This window comes from Streptomyces hygroscopicus subsp. hygroscopicus (assembly GCF_030269125.1).
GTDB lineage: Bacteria > Actinomycetota > Actinomycetes > Streptomycetales > Streptomycetaceae > Streptomyces > Streptomyces hygroscopicus_C.
The window spans coordinates 170,053-187,495 of sequence record NZ_BSSM01000011.1 but is presented as its reverse complement, the minus strand read 5'-3'; the positions used below and the strand labels follow the sequence as shown (position 1 = coordinate 187,495).

Here is a 17,443-nt window from a genome sequence, read left to right as displayed (position 1 = left end):
GCTCATACGACTGCGGGCCGGGGACGGCCGAGTGGCCCTCCCCGGCCCGAGCCGGTTGCGATGAAGCGTCAGCGGACGTTGTCCACGTCGACCAGGTCGACGCGGACACCGCGACCGCCGATGGCGCCCACGACGGTACGCAGAGCGCGCGCGGTACGGCCGTTGCGGCCGATCACCTTGCCGAGGTCGTCGGGGTGGACCCGGACCTCCAGCACGCGCCCGCGGCGCAGGTTGCGCGAGGCGACCTGCACATCGTCAGGGTTGTCGACGATGCCCTTCACGAGGTGCTCAAGCGCCTCTTCGAGCATGCTGCTCAGGCCTCGGTCGACTCGGACTCAGCCGCGGCCTCGTCCTTCTTCTCAGCCTTCTTCTTCTGGGTGATGGCCTCACCCTTGGCGTCGTCGTCGCCACCGAGGGCCTCGAACGACGGACGGGCCGGCTTGGGCTCGGCGACGAGCAGCGGCGCGGGAGCCGGCTCGCCCTTGAACTTCTGCCAGTCGCCGGTCTTCTTCAGGATGGCGAGGACGGGCTCGGTCGGCTGGGCGCCGACGCCGAGCCAGTACGCCACGCGGTCGGCGTCCACCTCGATGACCGACGGGTTGTAGGTCGGGTGGTACTTGCCGATCTCCTCGATGGCCCGGCCGTCACGGCGGGTACGGGAGTCGGCGACGACGATGCGGTAGTGAGGCGAACGGATCTTGCCCAGACGCTTCAGCTTGATCTTGACTGCCACGGGAGTGGGTTCTCCTGATTTTGACGTGGTGGGGCACGGCGAGCTGCCGCGTGGGGTTGCGGTACCCGAGTGCCCGACGGACGCGTCAGCCGGAGGAGAGAGGGGTCCTGTGCGGCTGTCGAGTACAGCCATCCATTCTGCCATACCCGGCGGGCCGCTCCCGGCCGGGGCCTCGGCGGGCCCGCGCCCGCTCGGCACGCGGCCGGACGCGCGTCGGCACACCCGCCGACCGGGAGCCGGCGGGAGCGGGGAGGGTGAGGTCGGGTCGCGGTGGGTGGGTGTGAGGCACCCGCCCGCCGACGCTGGTGGTCGGCGGGCCGGGGCGGAGTCGGTCCGGCACCCACGAGATGCCGGGGTGGGGGATCAGGCGGCGCCCGACATCTCGGGAATGCGGAAGGGTTTGCCGCAGCCGCCGCAGACGATGGGGGCCTGGGCGAGGACGGAGGGGACCACGCGGACGTTGCGGCCGCAGTCGCACACCGCCTTGACGCGGACGCCGCCGCCGGAGGAGCCGTGCCGGGCGGCCGGGCCCCGGAAGGTGCGGGAGGTGTCCTCCGTGGTCGCCGCCGAGTGCGCCTTGAGGGCGCGCTGGAGACGCTCGATGGTCGGCCGGTAGCGCCGCTTCGCCTCGGGGTTGAGCGTGACCAGCGAGAAGCCGCTGCTGGGATGCGGTTCCTCGGGGTGGTCCAGGCCCAGCTCCTCCGCGATCGCGAGGAACCGTCGGTTGTGGTAGCGGCCGGCACGGGAGGTGTCGCGCACCCCGCGCGCGGCGGCGATGCCGTGGACTGCCTCATGGAGCAGCCGTTCGAAGGAGAGTTCGTGTCCGCACGCGGAAGACGACTCTCCGATCAGGGACTCTGGCGCGGCAAGGTCCGGCAGCTCGGGGTGGTACCGCTGAATGTCGGCCCACGCCTGTGCCAGCTCTGCGGCGAGTACAGGGGGTGTCTGTGTCGTGCTCACGTAATGACAACGAGCGGAGGGCACGCTGTGTTCCTATTCCGGGGCATCCCAAATAATTTGCACGTACCCGTCAGTTGGCACTGATGCGTCCTGACGAGGGCGCGTGCGCTGATCTGCGGAGAAAGCCTCACAGCTCCTACCAAGCCGGTGCGTAGACGGCACTACGCTCCACCCGGTACGCCGTGTCACGAGGATGGCCCGCGGATACGCAAGGGGCGATTCGGCCGCTCTCGGTATCAAGCCTCAGCTTGGTCAGCGCCCGTGACGGTCGCGACGTTACCGTGCGCGACCGCACCCCCCGGCACCGGCCCGTCCTCCGGTGTGCACACCGTAAGGGCGGCACGATTGCCGGGATGTGAATTCTCGCCACACCGGCGCCCCGGGTCCGAGCGGGCCTCCTCGACCCCTGGACGGCACCGCGGTGCGGGGGTTACCTGGCATACGTGGGACGGAGCACGGGGGCCACACACGACCGGGCAGGGCGGCGGACCGCCGGGGATGGGGGCGCTTATCCATGACAGCTTCGCTCGTACGGCGGCGGCCGCCGCACACGGATTCCACAGCTCACGGGAACTTTGGGACACGCGCGCGGGACTGGGCCGAGATCCAGGAACGGATGCTCGTCCCGCTGGTGGAAGCGGTGTACGAACGGCTCGACGTGGGTCCGGACACCCGTCTCCTCGGCCTGCGCTGCGGCTCCGGCCTCGCCCTCCTCCTCGCGGCCGCCCGCGGCGCCACCGTCACCGGCACCGATCCCTCCCCCGGCCTCCTGGCCCTCGCCCGCGAACGGCTCCTGCCCCCGGGCGGGGCCCCCGGCACGGGCACCGCACCCGCGGAACTCCTCCAGGACGTCCCAGATGACCGGGACTCCCCCGACGACGCGGAAGCCGCCGACGGCACCGAGCCCGCCGCCCCCTACACCCTGATCACCGCCCTCGACCCGATCCGCCACCCCGGGGGCGATCCCCAGGGCCTCGCCGAACTGCTCGCACGGGCCCTCCCCCACGCCGCCCCCGGCGCCGCCGTGGTGCTCGCCGGCTGGGGTCCGACGGAACGTTGCGCCACCTCCACCGTCCTGCGGGTCGCGGCGAAACTGGCTGATCCTTTGCGCAGTGCGGGCAGTTGGCGCCCGGCCCGGCGCGACGATCTGGAGGAGGCCGCCCAGCGGGCGGGGCTGCGTCCCGACGGCTCCGGGCGAGTCGCTTGCCCGTTCGGATACGCCGACCCGGACAGCGCGGTGCGCGGACTGCTGTCCACGGGGCTCTTCGACGCGGCGATCGCGGCGACCGACGCCGAGCAGGTCGACAAGGAGCTGACCGAGGCCCTGCACCCGTACCGCCGCCCCGACGGCACCGTCCGGATGCCCAACGTCTTCCGCTACCTGATCGCCCGCGTCCCGTAGGCCGCCCTCACCGCGCCTCCTCGGTGTCCTTCCCCAGCCGCGTGATCCCGGCGATCCGGTACGCGTCCGCCTCCTCCAGCGTCTCGTGCTCCAGCAGCGCCCGTGCCAGCGCGTCCAGCTGCCCGCGGTGGTCCTGGAGTTTGCGCCGCGCCTCGTCGTAGCACTCGTCCACGATCCGCCGCATCTCGGTGTCGATGGCGTCGAGCGTCGCCGGCGCGGCGGAGAGACCGTACGCCTGCTGGGCGTCGCTCGGCAGGGCGGACAGCCGGCCCACCCGCTCGCTCATGCCCCAGCGCGCCACCATCCCGCGCGCGATGTTCGTCACCTGTTCGAGGTCGTTCTCCGCGCCCGTGGTGACCACGCCGTAGACGACCTCCTCCGCGGCCATGCCGCCCAGCGCGCCGATGATGCGCCCGCGCAGGTACTCCTCCGAGTGCGCGTACCGCTCCACCTCGGGCGTCGACATCGTCACCCCGAGCGCCCGTCCGCGCGGCACGATGGTGATCTTGCGTACCGGGTCGGCGCCGGGCTGGAGCATGCCGAGCAGCGCGTGGCCGCTCTCGTGGTACGCCGTACGCCGCCGGTCCTCCTCCGGCATCACCAGGGTCCGCTCGGCACCCAGCTGCACCTTCTCCAGCGCCTCCGACAGATCCGCCCGGGTCACCCGCTCCTGCTTGCGCTTGACCGCGAGCAGCGCCGCCTCGTTGGCGAGGTTCGCGAGGTCGGCTCCCGTCATGCCCGGGGTCGCGCGCGCCAGCCTGGCCAGGTCCACCTCCGGCTCCAGCGGCACGTCCCGGGTGTGGATCCGCAGGATCGCCTCGCGGCCCGCGCGGTCCGGCGGGGCCACGGTGACCACCCGGTCGAAGCGCCCGGGGCGTGTCAGCGCCGGGTCCAGGATGTCGGCGCGGTTGGTCGCCGCGATGACGATCACGCCCTCCGAGCCCGAGAAGCCGTCCATCTCGGTGAGGATCTGGTTCAGCGTCTGCTCGCGCTCGTCGTGGCCGCTCATGGCCGAGCTGCCGCTGCGTGCCCGGCCGATGGTGTCGATCTCGTCGATGAAGATGATCGACGGCGCCACCTTGCGGGCCTCGGCGAACAGCTCGCGCACCCGGGAGGCGCCGACGCCGACGATCATCTCGATGAACTCCGACGCCGAGGCCGAGAAGAACGGCACCCCGGCCTCGCCCGCGACCGCCCGCGCGAGCAGCGTCTTGCCGGTGCCGGGAGGCCCGGCGAGCAGCACGCCCCTGGGCAGTTTCGCGCCCATGCGGCGGTACGCGTCGGGGTGCTCCAGGAAGTCGACCACGTCGTCCAGCTCGCCCTTGACCTCGTCGATCCCGGCCACGTCCGCGAACGTCGTGCGCCTGGTTTCCAGCTCGGGCCCCACCGGCTTGGGCGGCGCCCGGCGGCCGAACAGACCGCCCGCACCGGGCAGCGCGCCGCCGAGCCGGCGGGCGAAGAAGACCCACACCGCGACGAGGACGAGGATCGGGATCAGGGAGAGCAGCAGGTTGGACAGGAAGCTTCGCTCCTGCACCACCGGCCGGGCGGTCACCGTGACGCCATGACTGCTCAGGTTCTGCCACAGCCGGTCGTCCGCGAAGGCCGGCCGCTGCGTCTTGAACCGGGTGTACCGGCCACCGCCCTCGGGGTTGCTCCGCGCGCTCTTCAGCTGGCCCTGGATCGCGTCGCCCTTGGAGTAGATCGTGGCGACGTTGCCGTCGGAGACCTGTCGGCTGAACTCGGTGTACGAGATCGTCGGCTGGTTGCCCTGGCCGAGGTAGTTCAGGCCGAAGTAGGCCAGCAGGAAGACGACGATCGCGGTGACGAGCAGCCCCCACCACTTGCCGCCCTTGAGCCCTCCGCCGCCGGACCGCCAGGACCCCTCGGGGGTGCCCTCGGCGCGCCACGGCTGCTCCGGGTCCTTGCGCGGGGGCGCCGCATTGCTCATATAGGGACGTTAAGACAGATATCGGGACACGGCACATGGTGAAGGGCGCCCCCTCGCAAGAGGGAGCGCCCTTCAGGCCGTACGGCCGGCCGCAAGACGGTCCTACGGCCGTCAGCCCATGAACTTCTTGAACTCGTCCGGCAGCTCGAACTCCTCGCCGCCCTGCTGCGGCAGTCCGAACGCGTTCCCGCCCTGCGCGGCGGCCTCGCGGCGCTGGGCCTCCTCCAGCTCCTGCTGCTTGCGCTTCATCGGGTTGCCGGAGCGCTGCTTGCCCTTGGCCTTCTTCTGCTGCTTCCGCTGCCGGCCGGGACCGCCGCCCATGCCCGGGATTCCCGGCATGCCCGGCATGCCGCCGCCCTGCGCCATGCGGGACATCATCTTGCGGGCCTCGAAGAACCGCTCGACCAGGCCCTTCACGGCGCTGACCTCGACACCGGAACCCTTGGCGATGCGGGCGCGGCGGGAGCCGTTGATGATCGTCGGGTCCTGGCGCTCGGCCGGGGTCATCGACTTGATGATCGCGGCGGTGCGGTCCACGTCCCGCTCGTCGATGTTCTGGATCTGGTCCTTGATCTGGCCCATGCCCGGCAGCATGCCGAGCAGCTTGGAGATCGAACCCATCTTCCTGACCTGTTCCATCTGGGACAGGAAGTCGTCCAGGGTGAAGTCCTGACCCTTCTTGGACGCCAGCTTCGAGGCCATCTTGGCGGCCTCTTCCTGGCTGAAGGTCTTCTCCGCCTGCTCGATCAGGGTGAGCAGGTCACCCATGTCGAGGATGCGGGAGGCCATCCGGTCGGGGTGGAACGCGTCGAAGTCGTCCAGCTTCTCGCCGTTCGACGCGAACATGATCGGCTTGCCGGTGATCTGCCGGATGGACAGCGCGGCACCACCGCGGGCGTCACCGTCGAGCTTGGAGAGGACCACGCCGTCGAAGCCGACGCCGTCGCGGAAGGCCTCGGCCGTGTTGACGGCGTCCTGACCGATCATCGCGTCGACGACGAAAAGGATCTCGTCCGGGGAGACGGCGTCGCGGATGTCCGCGGCCTGCTGCATCATCTCCTGGTCGATGCCGAGGCGGCCGGCGGTGTCCACGATCACGATGTCGTGGACCTTGGACTTCGCGAACTCGATGGAGTCCTTGGCGACCTTGACCGGGTCGCCGACGCCGTTGCCGGGCTCCGGCGCGTAGACGGCCACGCCCGCGCGCTCGGCGACGACGCTGAGCTGGTTGACGGCGTTGGGGCGCTGGAGGTCGCAGGCCACCAGCAGCGGGGAGTGGCCCTGCTCCTTGAGCCAGCGGCCGAGCTTGCCCGCGAGCGTGGTCTTGCCGGCGCCCTGGAGACCCGCCAGCATGATCACGGTGGGCGGCTGCTTGGCGAAGCGCAGCCGCCGGGTCTCGCCACCGAGAATGGTCACGAGCTCGTCGTTGACGACCTTCAGGACCTGCTGGGCCGGGTTCAGCGCCTTGGAGACCTCGGCGCCGAGGGCACGCTCCTTGACGTTCTTGATGAACGTACGGACGACCGGAAGGGCCACGTCCGCTTCGAGGAGCGCGATGCGGATCTCGCGTGCCGTGGCGTCGATGTCCGCCTCGGACAACCGGCCCTTGCCGCGGAGGTTTTTGAAAGTCGCGCTGAGGCGGTCGGAGAGGGTATCGAACACGGTGGCGTCGGTCCTCGGGGTCGGAGTGGTCTGGGCTGCCCTCAAGGGTATCCGGCCCGGCAGGGCATCAGTCCCCGCCGGTCGCGTTCGGTTGCGTCACGGCGCCCGCAGCGTCTCCTCCAGCGCCCTCGCCACCGACCCCGCGTCCCCCGCCGGCAGGGGCTCGCCCGCCCCCGTGGTGACGTAGAAGGCGTCGACCGCGTTGGCGCCCAGGGTCGAGACGTGCATGCTGCGGACCCGGACACCCGCCTTCTCCAGGGCCATGCCGATGCGGTGGAGCAGGCCGGGGGCGTCCTGGGCGCGGACCTCGATCACCGTGGCGTGGTGGGAGGCGGCGGGCGCCACGGTCACCCGGGGCGGCGGGGCGAGCAGACCTCGGCGCCTCGGGTAGGCGGCGTCGCGCTCGGCGAGCCGGCCGGCGATGTCGAGGGAGCCGTCGAGCGCGCGCACGAGGTCGGCGCGCAGCCGGGCCGCCTCGGGCAGGGAGCCGTACTCGGCGGCGACGCGCCAGTCGAGCAGCAGCACCGAGCCGTCGCCGTCGTGCACGTCCTCCGGCAGCCGCAGGGTGCGCAGCTCCGCGGTGCGGACGGTGAGCCGGTGCACGGCGAGGACTCCGGCGACCGCGGGCAGCACGGCGGTCTGGTCGGGTACGGCGATGAGCAGCTCGACGCCGAGCGGTTCGGGCGCGCCGGGCGGTTCCTCGGCGGGGACCGGCTCGCTGCGGGCGCGCAGCGCCAGGACCGGACCGCCGGTGCGGAACGCCTCGATGGCCAGGCGTTCCTGCTCGGCGGTGGGCGCGGTGGGCGCCGGTTCGTCCGGGACCTCCCCGGCGAGGAGGGCGCCGACCCGGCGGACCAGGTCGCCGACGAGGGAGCCGCGCCAGGCGGACCAGGCGGCCGGGCCGGTGGCGAGGGCGTCGGCCTCGGTGAGGGCGTGCAGGAGTTCCAGGGTGCTCTGGGTGCCGACGGCCTCGGCGACGGAGCGCACGGTGGCGGGGTCGTCGAGGTCGCGGCGGGTGGCGGTGTCCACCAGCAGGAGGTGGTGGCGTACCAGGGTCGACAGGACGGCGGCGTCCTCGGGGTCGAAGCCGATGCGTGCGGCCACGTCCTTGGCGATGATCTCGCCGGCCACCGAGTGGTCGCCGGGCCAGCCCTTGCCGATGTCGTGCAGCAGGGCGGCGACGAGGAGCAGGTCGGGGCGGTGGACGTGGCGGGTGAGCGCGGAGGCGCGCACGGCGGTCTCGATCAGGTGCCGGTCGACGGTCCACACGTGCACGGCGTTGCGCTGGGGGCGGCAGCGGACCCGTTCCCAGTCCGGGAGCAGGCGGCTGATCAGTCCCTCGGCCTCCAGCGCCTCCCAGACCTCGACGGTGGGACGGCCGGAGCCGAGCAGGGTCACCAGTTGTTCGCGCGCCTCGGCGGGCCAGGGGGTGGGCAGGGGGCGGGTGCCCGCGGCCATGCGCCGTACCGCGTACGGGGAGAGCGGGAGGCCCGCCTGGGCGGCGGCGGCCGCGGCGCGCAGCGGGAGCACGGGGTCGCGTTCGGGGCGCGCGGCGCGGGCGAGCACCACCTCGCCGTCCTGTTCGACCACGCCCTCGGCCAGCGGGGACCGTTCGGCGACCTGTCTGCCGCCGCCCAGCATGGCGCGCAGGCGTGGGCGCACGGCGCGCGAGCGCAGGACGCGCCCCACTTCGCGCCAGGTGACGTCACCGGCGTAGGAGATCACGCGGGCGGCCTCGTAGACCTGCCGGAGCAGGACGTCGGCGTCGAGCAGGCCCAGTTCGGCCGCGACCTGGTCCTGTTCCTGGAGGGCGAGCCGGTCGGTGGCGCGGCCGGTGCTCAGGTGGAGCGCGTCACGGACGTCGAGGAGGTGGCGGCGGGCCTCGGCGAGGCCCTCGCGGGGGGCGTCGGCGAGCCAGGAGGCGGCCACGGCGCGCAGCGCGGTGGCGTCCCGCAGTCCGCCGCGGGCCTCCTTGAGGTCGGGTTCGAGGAGGAACCTCAACTCGCCCTGGCGGGCGGCGCGTTCGTCGCCCAGTTCCTTCAGTTCGGGCAGCCGGCGGGGGGCCTGGTTGCGCCAGTCGGCGAGGACGGCGGTGCGCAGCGCGGTGGTCAGACCGAGGTCGCCGGCGACGTGGCGGGCGTCCAGCAGGCCGAGCTGGACCTTGAGGTCCTCGCCGGCCGTCCTGCGGGCCTCGGCGAGGGTGCGCACGGAGTGGTCGAGGTCGAGGCCCAGGTCCCACACGGGGTACCAGAGGCGGTCGGCGAGGGCGGCGACCGCGGTGGGGTCGGAGCCGTCGTGCAGCAGCAGGAGGTCCAGGTCGCTGCGGGGGGACAGTTCGCCGCGGCCGTAGCCGCCGACGGCGACGAGGGAGACGCCCTGGGGACGGCCGGCCGCGGCGGTGAACAGTCCGGCGAGCCAGTCGTCGGTCAGTTCGGCGAGGGCGGCACGGCGCGGCGGCCCGGTCCGCGCCCCCTCGGTGAGGAGGCGCAGCCGTGCCGCCGCGTAGCCGCCGGGTTCCGGGCCTTCGGCCGGTGTCCGCTCATCCGTTCCCGTCACCCAGCGACTCCCGTTCCGTTCCGGTGTTCCAGCCTGATTCAGAGGGCGTCCGGGCCGCGTTCGCCGGTGCGGACCCGTACGGCCGTCTCGACCGGGACCGACCAGACCTTGCCGTCGCCGATCTTGCCGGTGCGGGCCGCCTTGACGATGGCCTCGATCAGTTCCTCGGCGTCGTCGTCCTCGGTGAGGACCTCGATGCGGATCTTGGGAACCAGGTCGACGGTGTACTCCGCGCCGCGGTAGACCTCCGTGTGGCCCCGCTGCCGACCGTAGCCGCTGGCCTCGGTGACCGTCAGTCCATGGACGCCGAAGGACTGGAGGGCTTCCTTGATCTCGTCGAGCCGGTACGGCTTGACGACGGCCGTGATGAGCTTCATGCGTCCACCTTCTTGGTCTGCTTCCCGCTCTTCTTGTCGTCCTGATTCTCCGGCTGCTTCCCGCCGGCCGGGGCGGAGACGGCGGACCCGAGGACACCGCCGCCGGCGCCGCTGAAGTCGTACGCCGTCTCGGCGTGCTCGGCACGGTCGATGCCGGAGACCTCCTCGTCCTGGGTGACGCGCATCCCGATGGTCTTGTCGAGGAGGAAGGCGAGGACGGCGGAGACGACCAGGGAGTAGACGAGGACGCCGCCGACGCCGGCGCACTGCTTCCACAGCTGGGTGAAGGAGTGGTCGCCGTAGAAGACGCCGGTGGCGGTGGACTGGCCCTTGCCGCTGGCGAAGAAGCCGATCAGCAGGGAGCCGAGGATGCCGCCGACCATGTGGACGCCGACGACGTCCAGGGAGTCGTCGTAACCGAAGCGGAACTTCAGTCCGACGGCCGCGGCGCAGGCGACACCGGCGATGGCGCCGACGGCGATCGCGCCGAGCGGGGTGACCGCGCCGCCGGAGGGGGTGATGGCGACGAGGCCGGCGACCGCGCCGGAGGCGGCGCCGAGGGTGGTGCAGGCACCGTGGCGGATCTTCTCGTAGCCGAGCCAGGCGAGCATGGCGGCGGCGGTGGCGATCTGCGTGTTGACGAACATCAGAGGGCCGACGCCGTCGTCGTTGCCGAGCCAGGAGCCGGCGTTGAAGCCGAACCAGCCGAACCACAGCAGACCGGAGCCGAGCATGACGAGCGGGAGGCTGTGCGGGCGCATCGGGTCCTTCTTGAAGCCGACGCGCTTGCCGATGACGAGGATGACGCCGAGGGCCGCGGCACCGGCGTTGATGTGGACCGCCGTACCGCCGGCGAAGTCGATCACGCCGAGTTCGAAGGCCCAGCCGCCGGTGCCCCAGACCCAGTGGGCGACCGGGAAGTAGACGATGGTGACCCACAGCACGACGAAGAGGGTCCAGGCGCTGAATTTCACCCGGTCGGCGAGGGCACCGCTGATCAGGGCAGGGGTGATGATCGCGAACATCATCTGGAAGACGGCGAAGACGAAGACCGGGATGGTGTAACCGGGCCACAGGTCCGTCTTACCGATGCCGGTCCAGCCGACGAAGTCGGAGGTCCAGCCGATCAGCGAGCCGTGGTCCGTGCCGAAGCTCATGGAGAAGCCGTAGAGCACCCACAGGATGGTGACGATGCCCATGCTGATGAAGCTCATCATCAGCATGTTCAGGGTGCTCTTGACGCGGACCATGCCTCCGTAGAAGAAGGCCAGGCCCGGGGTCATGAGCAGCACCAGGGCGGAAGCAATGAGCATGAAGCCTGTGTTGGCGGACGACAGCTTGGGTGCGTCCGCCGCAAGCATGATGGCTGGAGCCATCGGCGTCTCCTCGTCGATCGGTACGGCCCGTGCGGGCGGTGCCTCAGCGGTCCGGTGTCGGTGGGGCGGGGGGTGGGCCGGGTATGCGCCAGAGACTGACGTAGCACCGTTTCCACGGAAGCCACTCGTTGTTTCACCGGGGTGACGAAGACGACCTCTGTGTTACACGTCCATGAACCGACCGCGGCCGGTACCTCTCGATGACCTGGCGTTGGGGGAGCCGAGTCGGGCGGTTCGGGAGGTCCGGCCGCGGCCGGGGTTCGGGGGGGAGCCGGGGTCAGACGGCCTCGGACTCGGGGAGGTCGACGGCGAGCTGTTCGGCGAGGTCGACCACGGCACCGAGATCGCCGTGGTCCCGCACGGCCGTGCCGACCGTTTTTCGGATACGGGTGTTCACGCGCTCGGAGCGGACCTTCTTGGCCACGGTCATGGCCCGCGAGGCGAACTCGGCACCGGCCTCGGGCTCGCCCCGGAGCAGATGCACGGTGGCCATGCCGATCAGGTTGAGCGCATACGACCGCTGGTGCTCGCCGTCCTCGGCGAACAGGTCCACCGCCCGCCGCATCAGGGGCTCGGCGAGGGAGGCGTAGGCGGGGCTGCGGCCCGCGCTGTAGGCGAGGTCGCGGAACGAGTGGGAGTTCTCCGCGTACAGCTCGGCCTCGGAGAAGAAGCGGATCCAGTCGGGGTCCGGCTCGTCCCACTCGTCGGCCTCGGCGAAGGTGTCCTCGGCCATGCGCACCGCGCGCTTGGTCCGGCCGGGCTGCCCCATGTTGGCGTAGGCGCGGGCCTCCATCGCATACAGCATGGCCTGGGTGCGCGGCCCCGCGCAGTCACGGCTGCCGTACTGGGCCAGGTGGATCAGTTCCAGGGCGTCGTCGGGCCGGCCGAGGTGGATCATCTGGCGGCTCATGCTGGAGAGGACGTACGAGCCGAGGGGCCGGTCCCCGGCCTCCTTGGCGGCGTGCAGCGCGAGCACGAAGTACTTCTGGGCGGTGGGCTGGAGTCCGACGTCGTACGACATCCAGCCGGCCAGTTCGGCCAGCTCGGCGGCGACCTTGAAGAGCTTGCGGGTGGTGGCCTCGGGCTGGGACTCCTGGAGCAGGTCGGTGACCTCGTGCAGCTGGCCGACGACGGCCTTGCGGCGCAGGCCGCCGCCGCACTGGGCGTCCCACTGGCGGAACATCCGGGTGGTCGACTCCAGCAGCTCCAGCTCCGGCCTGGACAGCCGGCCCGGCCGGCGGGAGTCGAGGGGGGGCTCGGGGGCGGGTCCGGCCGGGGCGCCGGGGGTGGGCACGAGCCAGCGCTGCATGGGCTCGATCAGGGAGGGGCCCGCGGAGAGCGCGAGGGAGGTGCCGAGGAAGCCGCGGCGGGCGAGCATGAGGTCGCTGCGGGAGAACTCGCCGAGGAGGGCGACGGTCTGGGGGCCGGTCCAGGGGAGGTCCACACCGGAGGCGGCGGGCGACGGGCGGGCGGCGCGCAGGCCCAGGTCCTCGATGGAGACCACACAGCCGAAACGCTCGGAGAACAGCTCCGAGAGGATGCGCGGGATCGGCTCGCGCGGGTTCTCGCCGTCCAGCCAGCGGCGCACCCGGGAGGTGTCGGTGGAGATGTGGTTGGCACCCAACTGCCGTGCCCTGCGGTTCACTTGGCGGGCCAGCTCCCCCTTGGACCACCCGCTGCGCACGAACCACGAGCCGAGCAGCTCATTGGGGCGCTTGTCAGCGTTTGTCCCGCTACCGCCATTGCCGCCCACTGGAACGCCCCCATTCCTGAGACCTCTTGCCGCCCGAGTGCGCCAAGCCCTATCAGAATGCCGGTAAATACGGCCCCGCGTCCCCCGGTTCTCAGCCTTCGAACGCTTTACCGAGCCGCCTCCGGGGCGGTCTCGAAGTCGCCTTCGGATTGCCCCCGGCATAACCACGGGCGCATGTGCCCGAGGGTTCTGCACACTGACAGTAACCCCGTGATCACCGGCTAAGCCACGCGGATCACAGAAACGCCACCATTCGCCACCCCTTCGAATGAACTCCCGCCCCGCCGCACGCGATTCACTTGACACAAGACGAACAGAGGCGGGCGGAGTGGTGCACGAAGGGGCGCGTGGATCCCGGTGCGCCACCCGACACGCTTCAAAGCGCCGTCTTGGCCCCATCACGGCGAGGGAAGGCGGAGCCGTAGCGTTACGTTCCGCTTCCGTCTCGTTCCGTGTCGTAACCACCGGCGCGCTGGACCCGTTGGAGGGGGCATGGGCTTCACGATCGGCGGCATTCGCGAGATCCGGTCCGGCGCGCGTCGGCGTGGCCGGTCCGCGGAGTGCACCGCCGTCGCCGAGTTCACCTGCCTGTGGGGCTGGGACGTGGTGCCGGGCGCGCGGGCCGCGGCGGGCGTCTGCTCCTGCGGGTACGAGGACTGCGCGGAGCCGGGCGCGCACCCGCTGGACTTCGCGCCCGAGGTGCCGGCCGGGGCCACGCTGGACGACGTGGCCAAGGCGTGGGCGGAGTTCCCCGGGGCCTCGGTGCTGCTGCCCGTGGGCCGCGCCTTCGACGTCGTGGAGGTCTCCGAGTCGGCCGGCCGGCGCGCCCTGGTCCGCCTGGAGCGGATGGGCCTGCCGCTCGGTCCGGTGACCGTGACCCCCGCGGGCCGCGCCCACTTCTTCGTCGCCCCGGGCGCCGCCGCCGAGCTGCCCAGGCTGCTGTACCGCATGGGCTGGGACGACCCGCGCGCCCTGGACCTGCGCGGCCTCGGCTCCGGTACGTACATCACCGCGCCGCCCTCCGACCGGGGCGGCCTGGGCCCGGTGCGCTGGCTGCGTCCGCCCGCCCTCGACTCCGCGACCCGCCCCCCGGCGGCCCGGCTCCTGCTGGGAACGCTGGCGTACGTGGCGCACCGGTCGCGGGCGCGGACCTAGGGCCGCCCGGAGAAGGCGGCCCGGACAAGCGAAGTGCCCGTCCCCGACTGCACCTGGGGGCGGGCACTTCTTCGCGGCGGGCGGTAAATCTCCTACGGTCAGTCTCCGATCAGCGCGTCCACGAACGCCTCCGGCTCGAACGGCGCCAGGTCGTCCGCACCCTCGCCGAGCCCGATCAGCTTGACCGGCACGCCCAGCTCGCGCTGGACCGCGACCACGATGCCGCCCTTGGCCGTACCGTCCAGCTTGGTCAGCACGATGCCGGTGATGTCCACGACCTCGGCGAACACCCGGGCCTGCACCAGACCGTTCTGCCCGGTGGTGGCGTCCAGGACCAGCAGGACCTCGTCCAGCGGCGCGTGCTTCTCGACCACGCGCTTGACCTTGCCCAGCTCGTCCATGAGGCCGGTCTTGGTGTGCAGCCGGCCGGCGGTGTCGATGAGGACGACGTCGACCCCCATCTCCTTGCCCTCGTTCACCGCGTCGAAGGCCACGGAGGCGGGGTCACCGGCCTCCGGACCGCGCACGGTGTAGGCGCCGACCCGCTCGCCCCAGGTCTGCAACTGGTCGGCGGCGGCGGCGCGGAAGGTGTCGGCGGCGCCGAGCACCACGCTGCGGCCGTCGGCGACCAGCACGCGGGCGAGCTTGCCGGTGGTGGTGGTCTTGCCGGTGCCGTTGACACCGACGACCATCACGATGCCGGGCTTGCGGTCGGCGGGCTCGGTCTTCACGGTGCGGTCGACATCGGTGCCGACCAGCTTGAGCAGCTCCTCGCGCAGCAGGCCGCGCAGCTCCTCGGGGGTGCGGGTGCCGAGCACCTTGACGCGCTCGCGCAGGCCCTCGACCAGCTCCTGGGTGGGCTGCACGCCGACGTCGGCGGTGATCAGGGTGTCCTCGATCTCCTCCCAGGTCTCGTCGTCCAGGTGCTCGCGCGAGAGCAGCGTGAGCAGGCCCTTGCCCAGAACGTTCTGGGAGCGGGACAGGCGGGAGCGGAGCCGGACCAGGCGGCCGGCGGTGGGCTCCGGGATCTCGATCTCGGGAGCCTCGATGACGGGTACGGGGGGCTCCTCCACGGCGACCGGGGGGCCGCCCGGGAGATCCACCTCCTCGATCGTCCGGCGCGGTTCGTCGCGCGGCGTCTCGGCCTCTTCGCCGACGTGCGGCTCGGCCGGGGGCGCGGTGATGTCGGGCGCCTTCGGGGGCGGCGGGGGCAGCGACTTCCGGCGCCGGCTGCCCACGATCAGCCCGCCGAGCGCGCCGAGCACGACCACGGCGATGACTACAGCAAGGATGACGGTTTCCATAACGCGTCCAGTATCGGCCATGGGCCCCGCCGTGACCGGGCTTGTGACTTCCTCCGGGAGACAAACGCCACCTTTGCTGAGGAGTCGGAGCAAAGTACGATGGTTCGGGCTGCTGCGACGCGCGTAGAGTCCGACCGTCCCCCTCCCCCCACTCTCTAGGGCACCACTCCCCCATGAGCAGAACCGTCGAGAGCGAAGGCGCTCTGGAGACCCGTGGCATCGAGCAGGTCCCGGATCACGAGCGCACCGGCCGGACCCGTGAACTGTTCCCGACCTGGGTCGGCGCCAATATCAGCGTGCTGCTGCTGACGATGGGCGCGAGCCTCGTCGTGGCCTACCACCTGAACATCTGGCAGGCGCTGGTCGTCGCGGTGGCGGCGCCCGTCGTGTCGTACGGACTGGTCGGGCTGGTCGGCATCGCCGGCAAGCGGGGCGGGGCGCCGGGCATGGCGCTGTCGCGCGCGGTGTTCGGGCAGCGCGGAAACCTGCTGCCGGGTTCGCTGATCTGGGTGGCCCGCTGGGGCTGGGAGACGATCAACGCGGTGACCGGTGCCTACGCCATGCTCACCATCCTGGACATCGTGTTGCGCGTCAGGGCGAACAGCGTGCTGGACATGGCGACGCTGCTGGTGTTCGTCGTGGCGACGTTCGCGATCTCCGGACTCGGCATCAACGCCGTGCGGACGTGCAACAAGTACGCCACCTACTTCTTCGGCGTCTTCTCGGTCCTGGTCCTCGTGTATCTGGCGGTGAGGACGGACTGGGCGCGGGTGACGCACCACGGCGCCGGCTCCACGGCCGCGGTGATCACCGGCATCGGCATGATCGCGGCCGGCGGTGTCAGCTGGATCCCGACGGCGCCCGACTTCACGCGCTACCTGCCGCGCACGGCCTCCTCGAAGGCGATCGTGGGGACGGCGGTCGGCGGCGCCGGTGTGGTCGTGCTGCCGATGGTCCTGATGGGCGCGGTGATGGCGGTGTCCACACCGGACCTGGCCTCGGCGACCGATCCGGTGTCCTTCCTCGGCGAGATCCTGCCGACGTGGATCGCGGTGCCGTACCTGTTCATCGCGCTGGTCGGCATGCTGCTGATCAACTCGATGTCGATGTACTCGGCGGGCTTCACCGCGCAGACGCTCGGCTTCCGGGTGCCCCGGCACTGGGCGGTCTCGGTCAACGCCGTGATCTCGCTGGTCTTCGGCGGGGTGCTGATGCTGGTGGCGACGAGCTTCATGGGCTCCTTCATCGCCTTCCTGTCCCTGCTGGCGGTCGCGTTCTCCGCGTGGGTGGGCGTGTTCGGCGCGGACCTGCTGCGCCGCACCGAGTACGACGGCCGGGCCATGGCCGACACCACGCGCACCAGCGCCTACTGGTACAAGGGCGGCTTCTCCCCCGCCGCCGTGGCCGCATGGGCGATCGGCCTGTTCTCGGGCCTGCTGTTCACCACCTCCGACTGGTTCACCGGCCCGCTGGCCCGGAACAACCTCGTCGGCGAGTACGGCCTCGGGTGGGTGGCGACGATCGTGATCTCGGGCGTGCTGTACGGGGTCCTGCCGAAGCCGGGGACCGGGGCCCCGGCGGGTGAGGGCGAGGCCGCGGAGGCCACCGGGCCCGCCGGGTCCGCCTCCGGCCTTGCCGGCGAGCAGGCGACCGCCGCCGTCTGACCAGGGACTCGGCGGCCAACCCGGCGCGGGCGGCACCGCACCGGCACGGAAGCGGAGCGGGCCATGGCGGTCCCGGGTCCTCCCGTCCGGCGTCGTCCGGGCGGTGGCAGCGCCGGGCGGGCCCGCGCGCGTCCCCGGCCAGGGACTCGGCGGCCGGTCCGGCGCGGGCGGCACCGGCGCGCAAGCGGAGCGGGCCATGGCGGTCCCGGGTCCTCCCGTCCGGCGTCGTCCGGGCGGTGGCACCGCCGGGCGGGCCCGCGCGCGTCCCCGGCCAGGGATTCGGCGGCCGGTCCGGCGCGGGCGGCACCGGCGCGCAAGCGGAGCGGGCCATGGCGGTCCCTGGTCCTCCCGTCCGGCGTCGTCCGGGCGGTGGCACCGCCGGGCGGGCCCGCGCGCGTCCCCGGCCAGGGATTCGGCGGCCGGTCCGGCGCGGGCGACACCGGCGCGCAAGCGGAGCGGGCCATGGCGGTCCCTGGTCCTCCCGTCCGGCGTCGTCCGGGCGGTGGCACCGCCGGGCGGGCCCGCGCGCGTCCCCGGGGCCGGGCCGGGA

At 72.3% G+C, this 17,443-nt stretch carries 13 protein-coding genes; 3 read left to right on the top strand and 10 right to left on the bottom strand.

What is annotated here, in order from left to right; genetic code table 11:
- Positions 1 to 68: 68 nt before the first annotated feature.
- The 3 genes from QSK45_RS24200 to QSK45_RS24190 form a co-directional block, all read right to left on the bottom strand.
- Positions 69 to 308 (bottom strand): RNA-binding protein, encoded by a 240-nt coding sequence (locus QSK45_RS24200; RefSeq protein WP_029385578.1) that lies wholly within the window; start codon positions 306 to 308, stop codon positions 69 to 71.
- 5 nt (positions 309 to 313) lie between these two features.
- Positions 314 to 733: a 30S ribosomal protein S16 gene (gene rpsP / locus QSK45_RS24195; protein ID WP_285560256.1), complete on the bottom strand. Its 420-nt coding sequence runs from the start codon at positions 731 to 733 to the stop codon at positions 314 to 316.
- 363 nt (positions 734 to 1,096) lie between these two features.
- Positions 1,097 to 1,693 (bottom strand): hypothetical protein, encoded by a 597-nt coding sequence (locus QSK45_RS24190; protein WP_285560254.1) that lies wholly within the window; start codon positions 1,691 to 1,693, stop codon positions 1,097 to 1,099.
- A 514-nt stretch (positions 1,694 to 2,207) separates the two neighbouring features.
- Between QSK45_RS24190 and QSK45_RS24185 the strand changes: the two genes are divergently transcribed.
- The gene (locus tag QSK45_RS24185; protein ID WP_285560252.1) at positions 2,208 to 3,095 is read left to right on the top strand and encodes a methyltransferase domain-containing protein; all 888 of its coding nucleotides are present in this window, start codon (positions 2,208 to 2,210) and stop codon (positions 3,093 to 3,095) included.
- 7 nt (positions 3,096 to 3,102) lie between these two features.
- Here the strand turns inward: QSK45_RS24185 and ftsH are convergent, their stop codons facing one another.
- From ftsH to nsdA, 6 genes are all read right to left on the bottom strand, one after another.
- Positions 3,103 to 5,046 (bottom strand): ATP-dependent zinc metalloprotease FtsH, encoded by a 1,944-nt coding sequence (gene ftsH / locus QSK45_RS24180; protein ID WP_285560250.1) that lies wholly within the window; start codon positions 5,044 to 5,046, stop codon positions 3,103 to 3,105.
- A 111-nt stretch (positions 5,047 to 5,157) separates the two neighbouring features.
- Positions 5,158 to 6,708 (bottom strand): signal recognition particle protein, encoded by a 1,551-nt coding sequence (gene ffh / locus QSK45_RS24175; RefSeq protein WP_285560248.1) that lies wholly within the window; start codon positions 6,706 to 6,708, stop codon positions 5,158 to 5,160.
- A gap of 96 nt (positions 6,709 to 6,804) precedes the next feature.
- Complete coding sequence (locus QSK45_RS24170) at positions 6,805 to 9,264, bottom strand: [protein-PII] uridylyltransferase (protein WP_285560247.1); 2,460 nt, start codon at positions 9,262 to 9,264, stop codon at positions 6,805 to 6,807.
- 38 nt (positions 9,265 to 9,302) lie between these two features.
- Positions 9,303 to 9,641, bottom strand: a complete 339-nt coding sequence (locus QSK45_RS24165; RefSeq protein ID WP_085566762.1) for a P-II family nitrogen regulator — start codon at positions 9,639 to 9,641, stop codon at positions 9,303 to 9,305.
- Positions 9,638 to 11,017, bottom strand: coding sequence for an ammonium transporter (locus tag QSK45_RS24160; RefSeq protein ID WP_285560244.1), 1,380 nt, complete (start codon positions 11,015 to 11,017; stop codon positions 9,638 to 9,640). Before QSK45_RS24160 ends, QSK45_RS24165 begins: the two co-directional genes overlap by 4 nt.
- A gap of 277 nt (positions 11,018 to 11,294) precedes the next feature.
- Positions 11,295 to 12,770, bottom strand: a complete 1,476-nt coding sequence (nsdA, locus tag QSK45_RS24155; protein WP_285560240.1) for a transcriptional repressor NsdA — start codon at positions 12,768 to 12,770, stop codon at positions 11,295 to 11,297.
- Positions 12,771 to 13,262: 492 nt separating this feature from the next.
- Between nsdA and QSK45_RS24150 the strand changes: the two genes are divergently transcribed.
- Positions 13,263 to 13,925 (top strand): bifunctional DNA primase/polymerase, encoded by a 663-nt coding sequence (locus tag QSK45_RS24150; protein ID WP_285560238.1) that lies wholly within the window; start codon positions 13,263 to 13,265, stop codon positions 13,923 to 13,925.
- 98 nt (positions 13,926 to 14,023) lie between these two features.
- Here the strand turns inward: QSK45_RS24150 and ftsY are convergent, their stop codons facing one another.
- Positions 14,024 to 15,229: a signal recognition particle-docking protein FtsY gene (gene ftsY / locus QSK45_RS24145; RefSeq protein ID WP_285560237.1), complete on the bottom strand. Its 1,206-nt coding sequence runs from the start codon at positions 15,227 to 15,229 to the stop codon at positions 14,024 to 14,026.
- A gap of 173 nt (positions 15,230 to 15,402) precedes the next feature.
- On the opposite strand from ftsY, the gene QSK45_RS24140 reads away from it, so the two are divergent.
- A complete protein-coding gene (locus QSK45_RS24140; RefSeq protein WP_285560235.1) occupies positions 15,403 to 16,893 on the top strand; it encodes a cytosine permease in 1,491 nt (496 codons plus the stop codon).
- Positions 16,894 to 17,443: the final 550 nt, after the last annotated feature.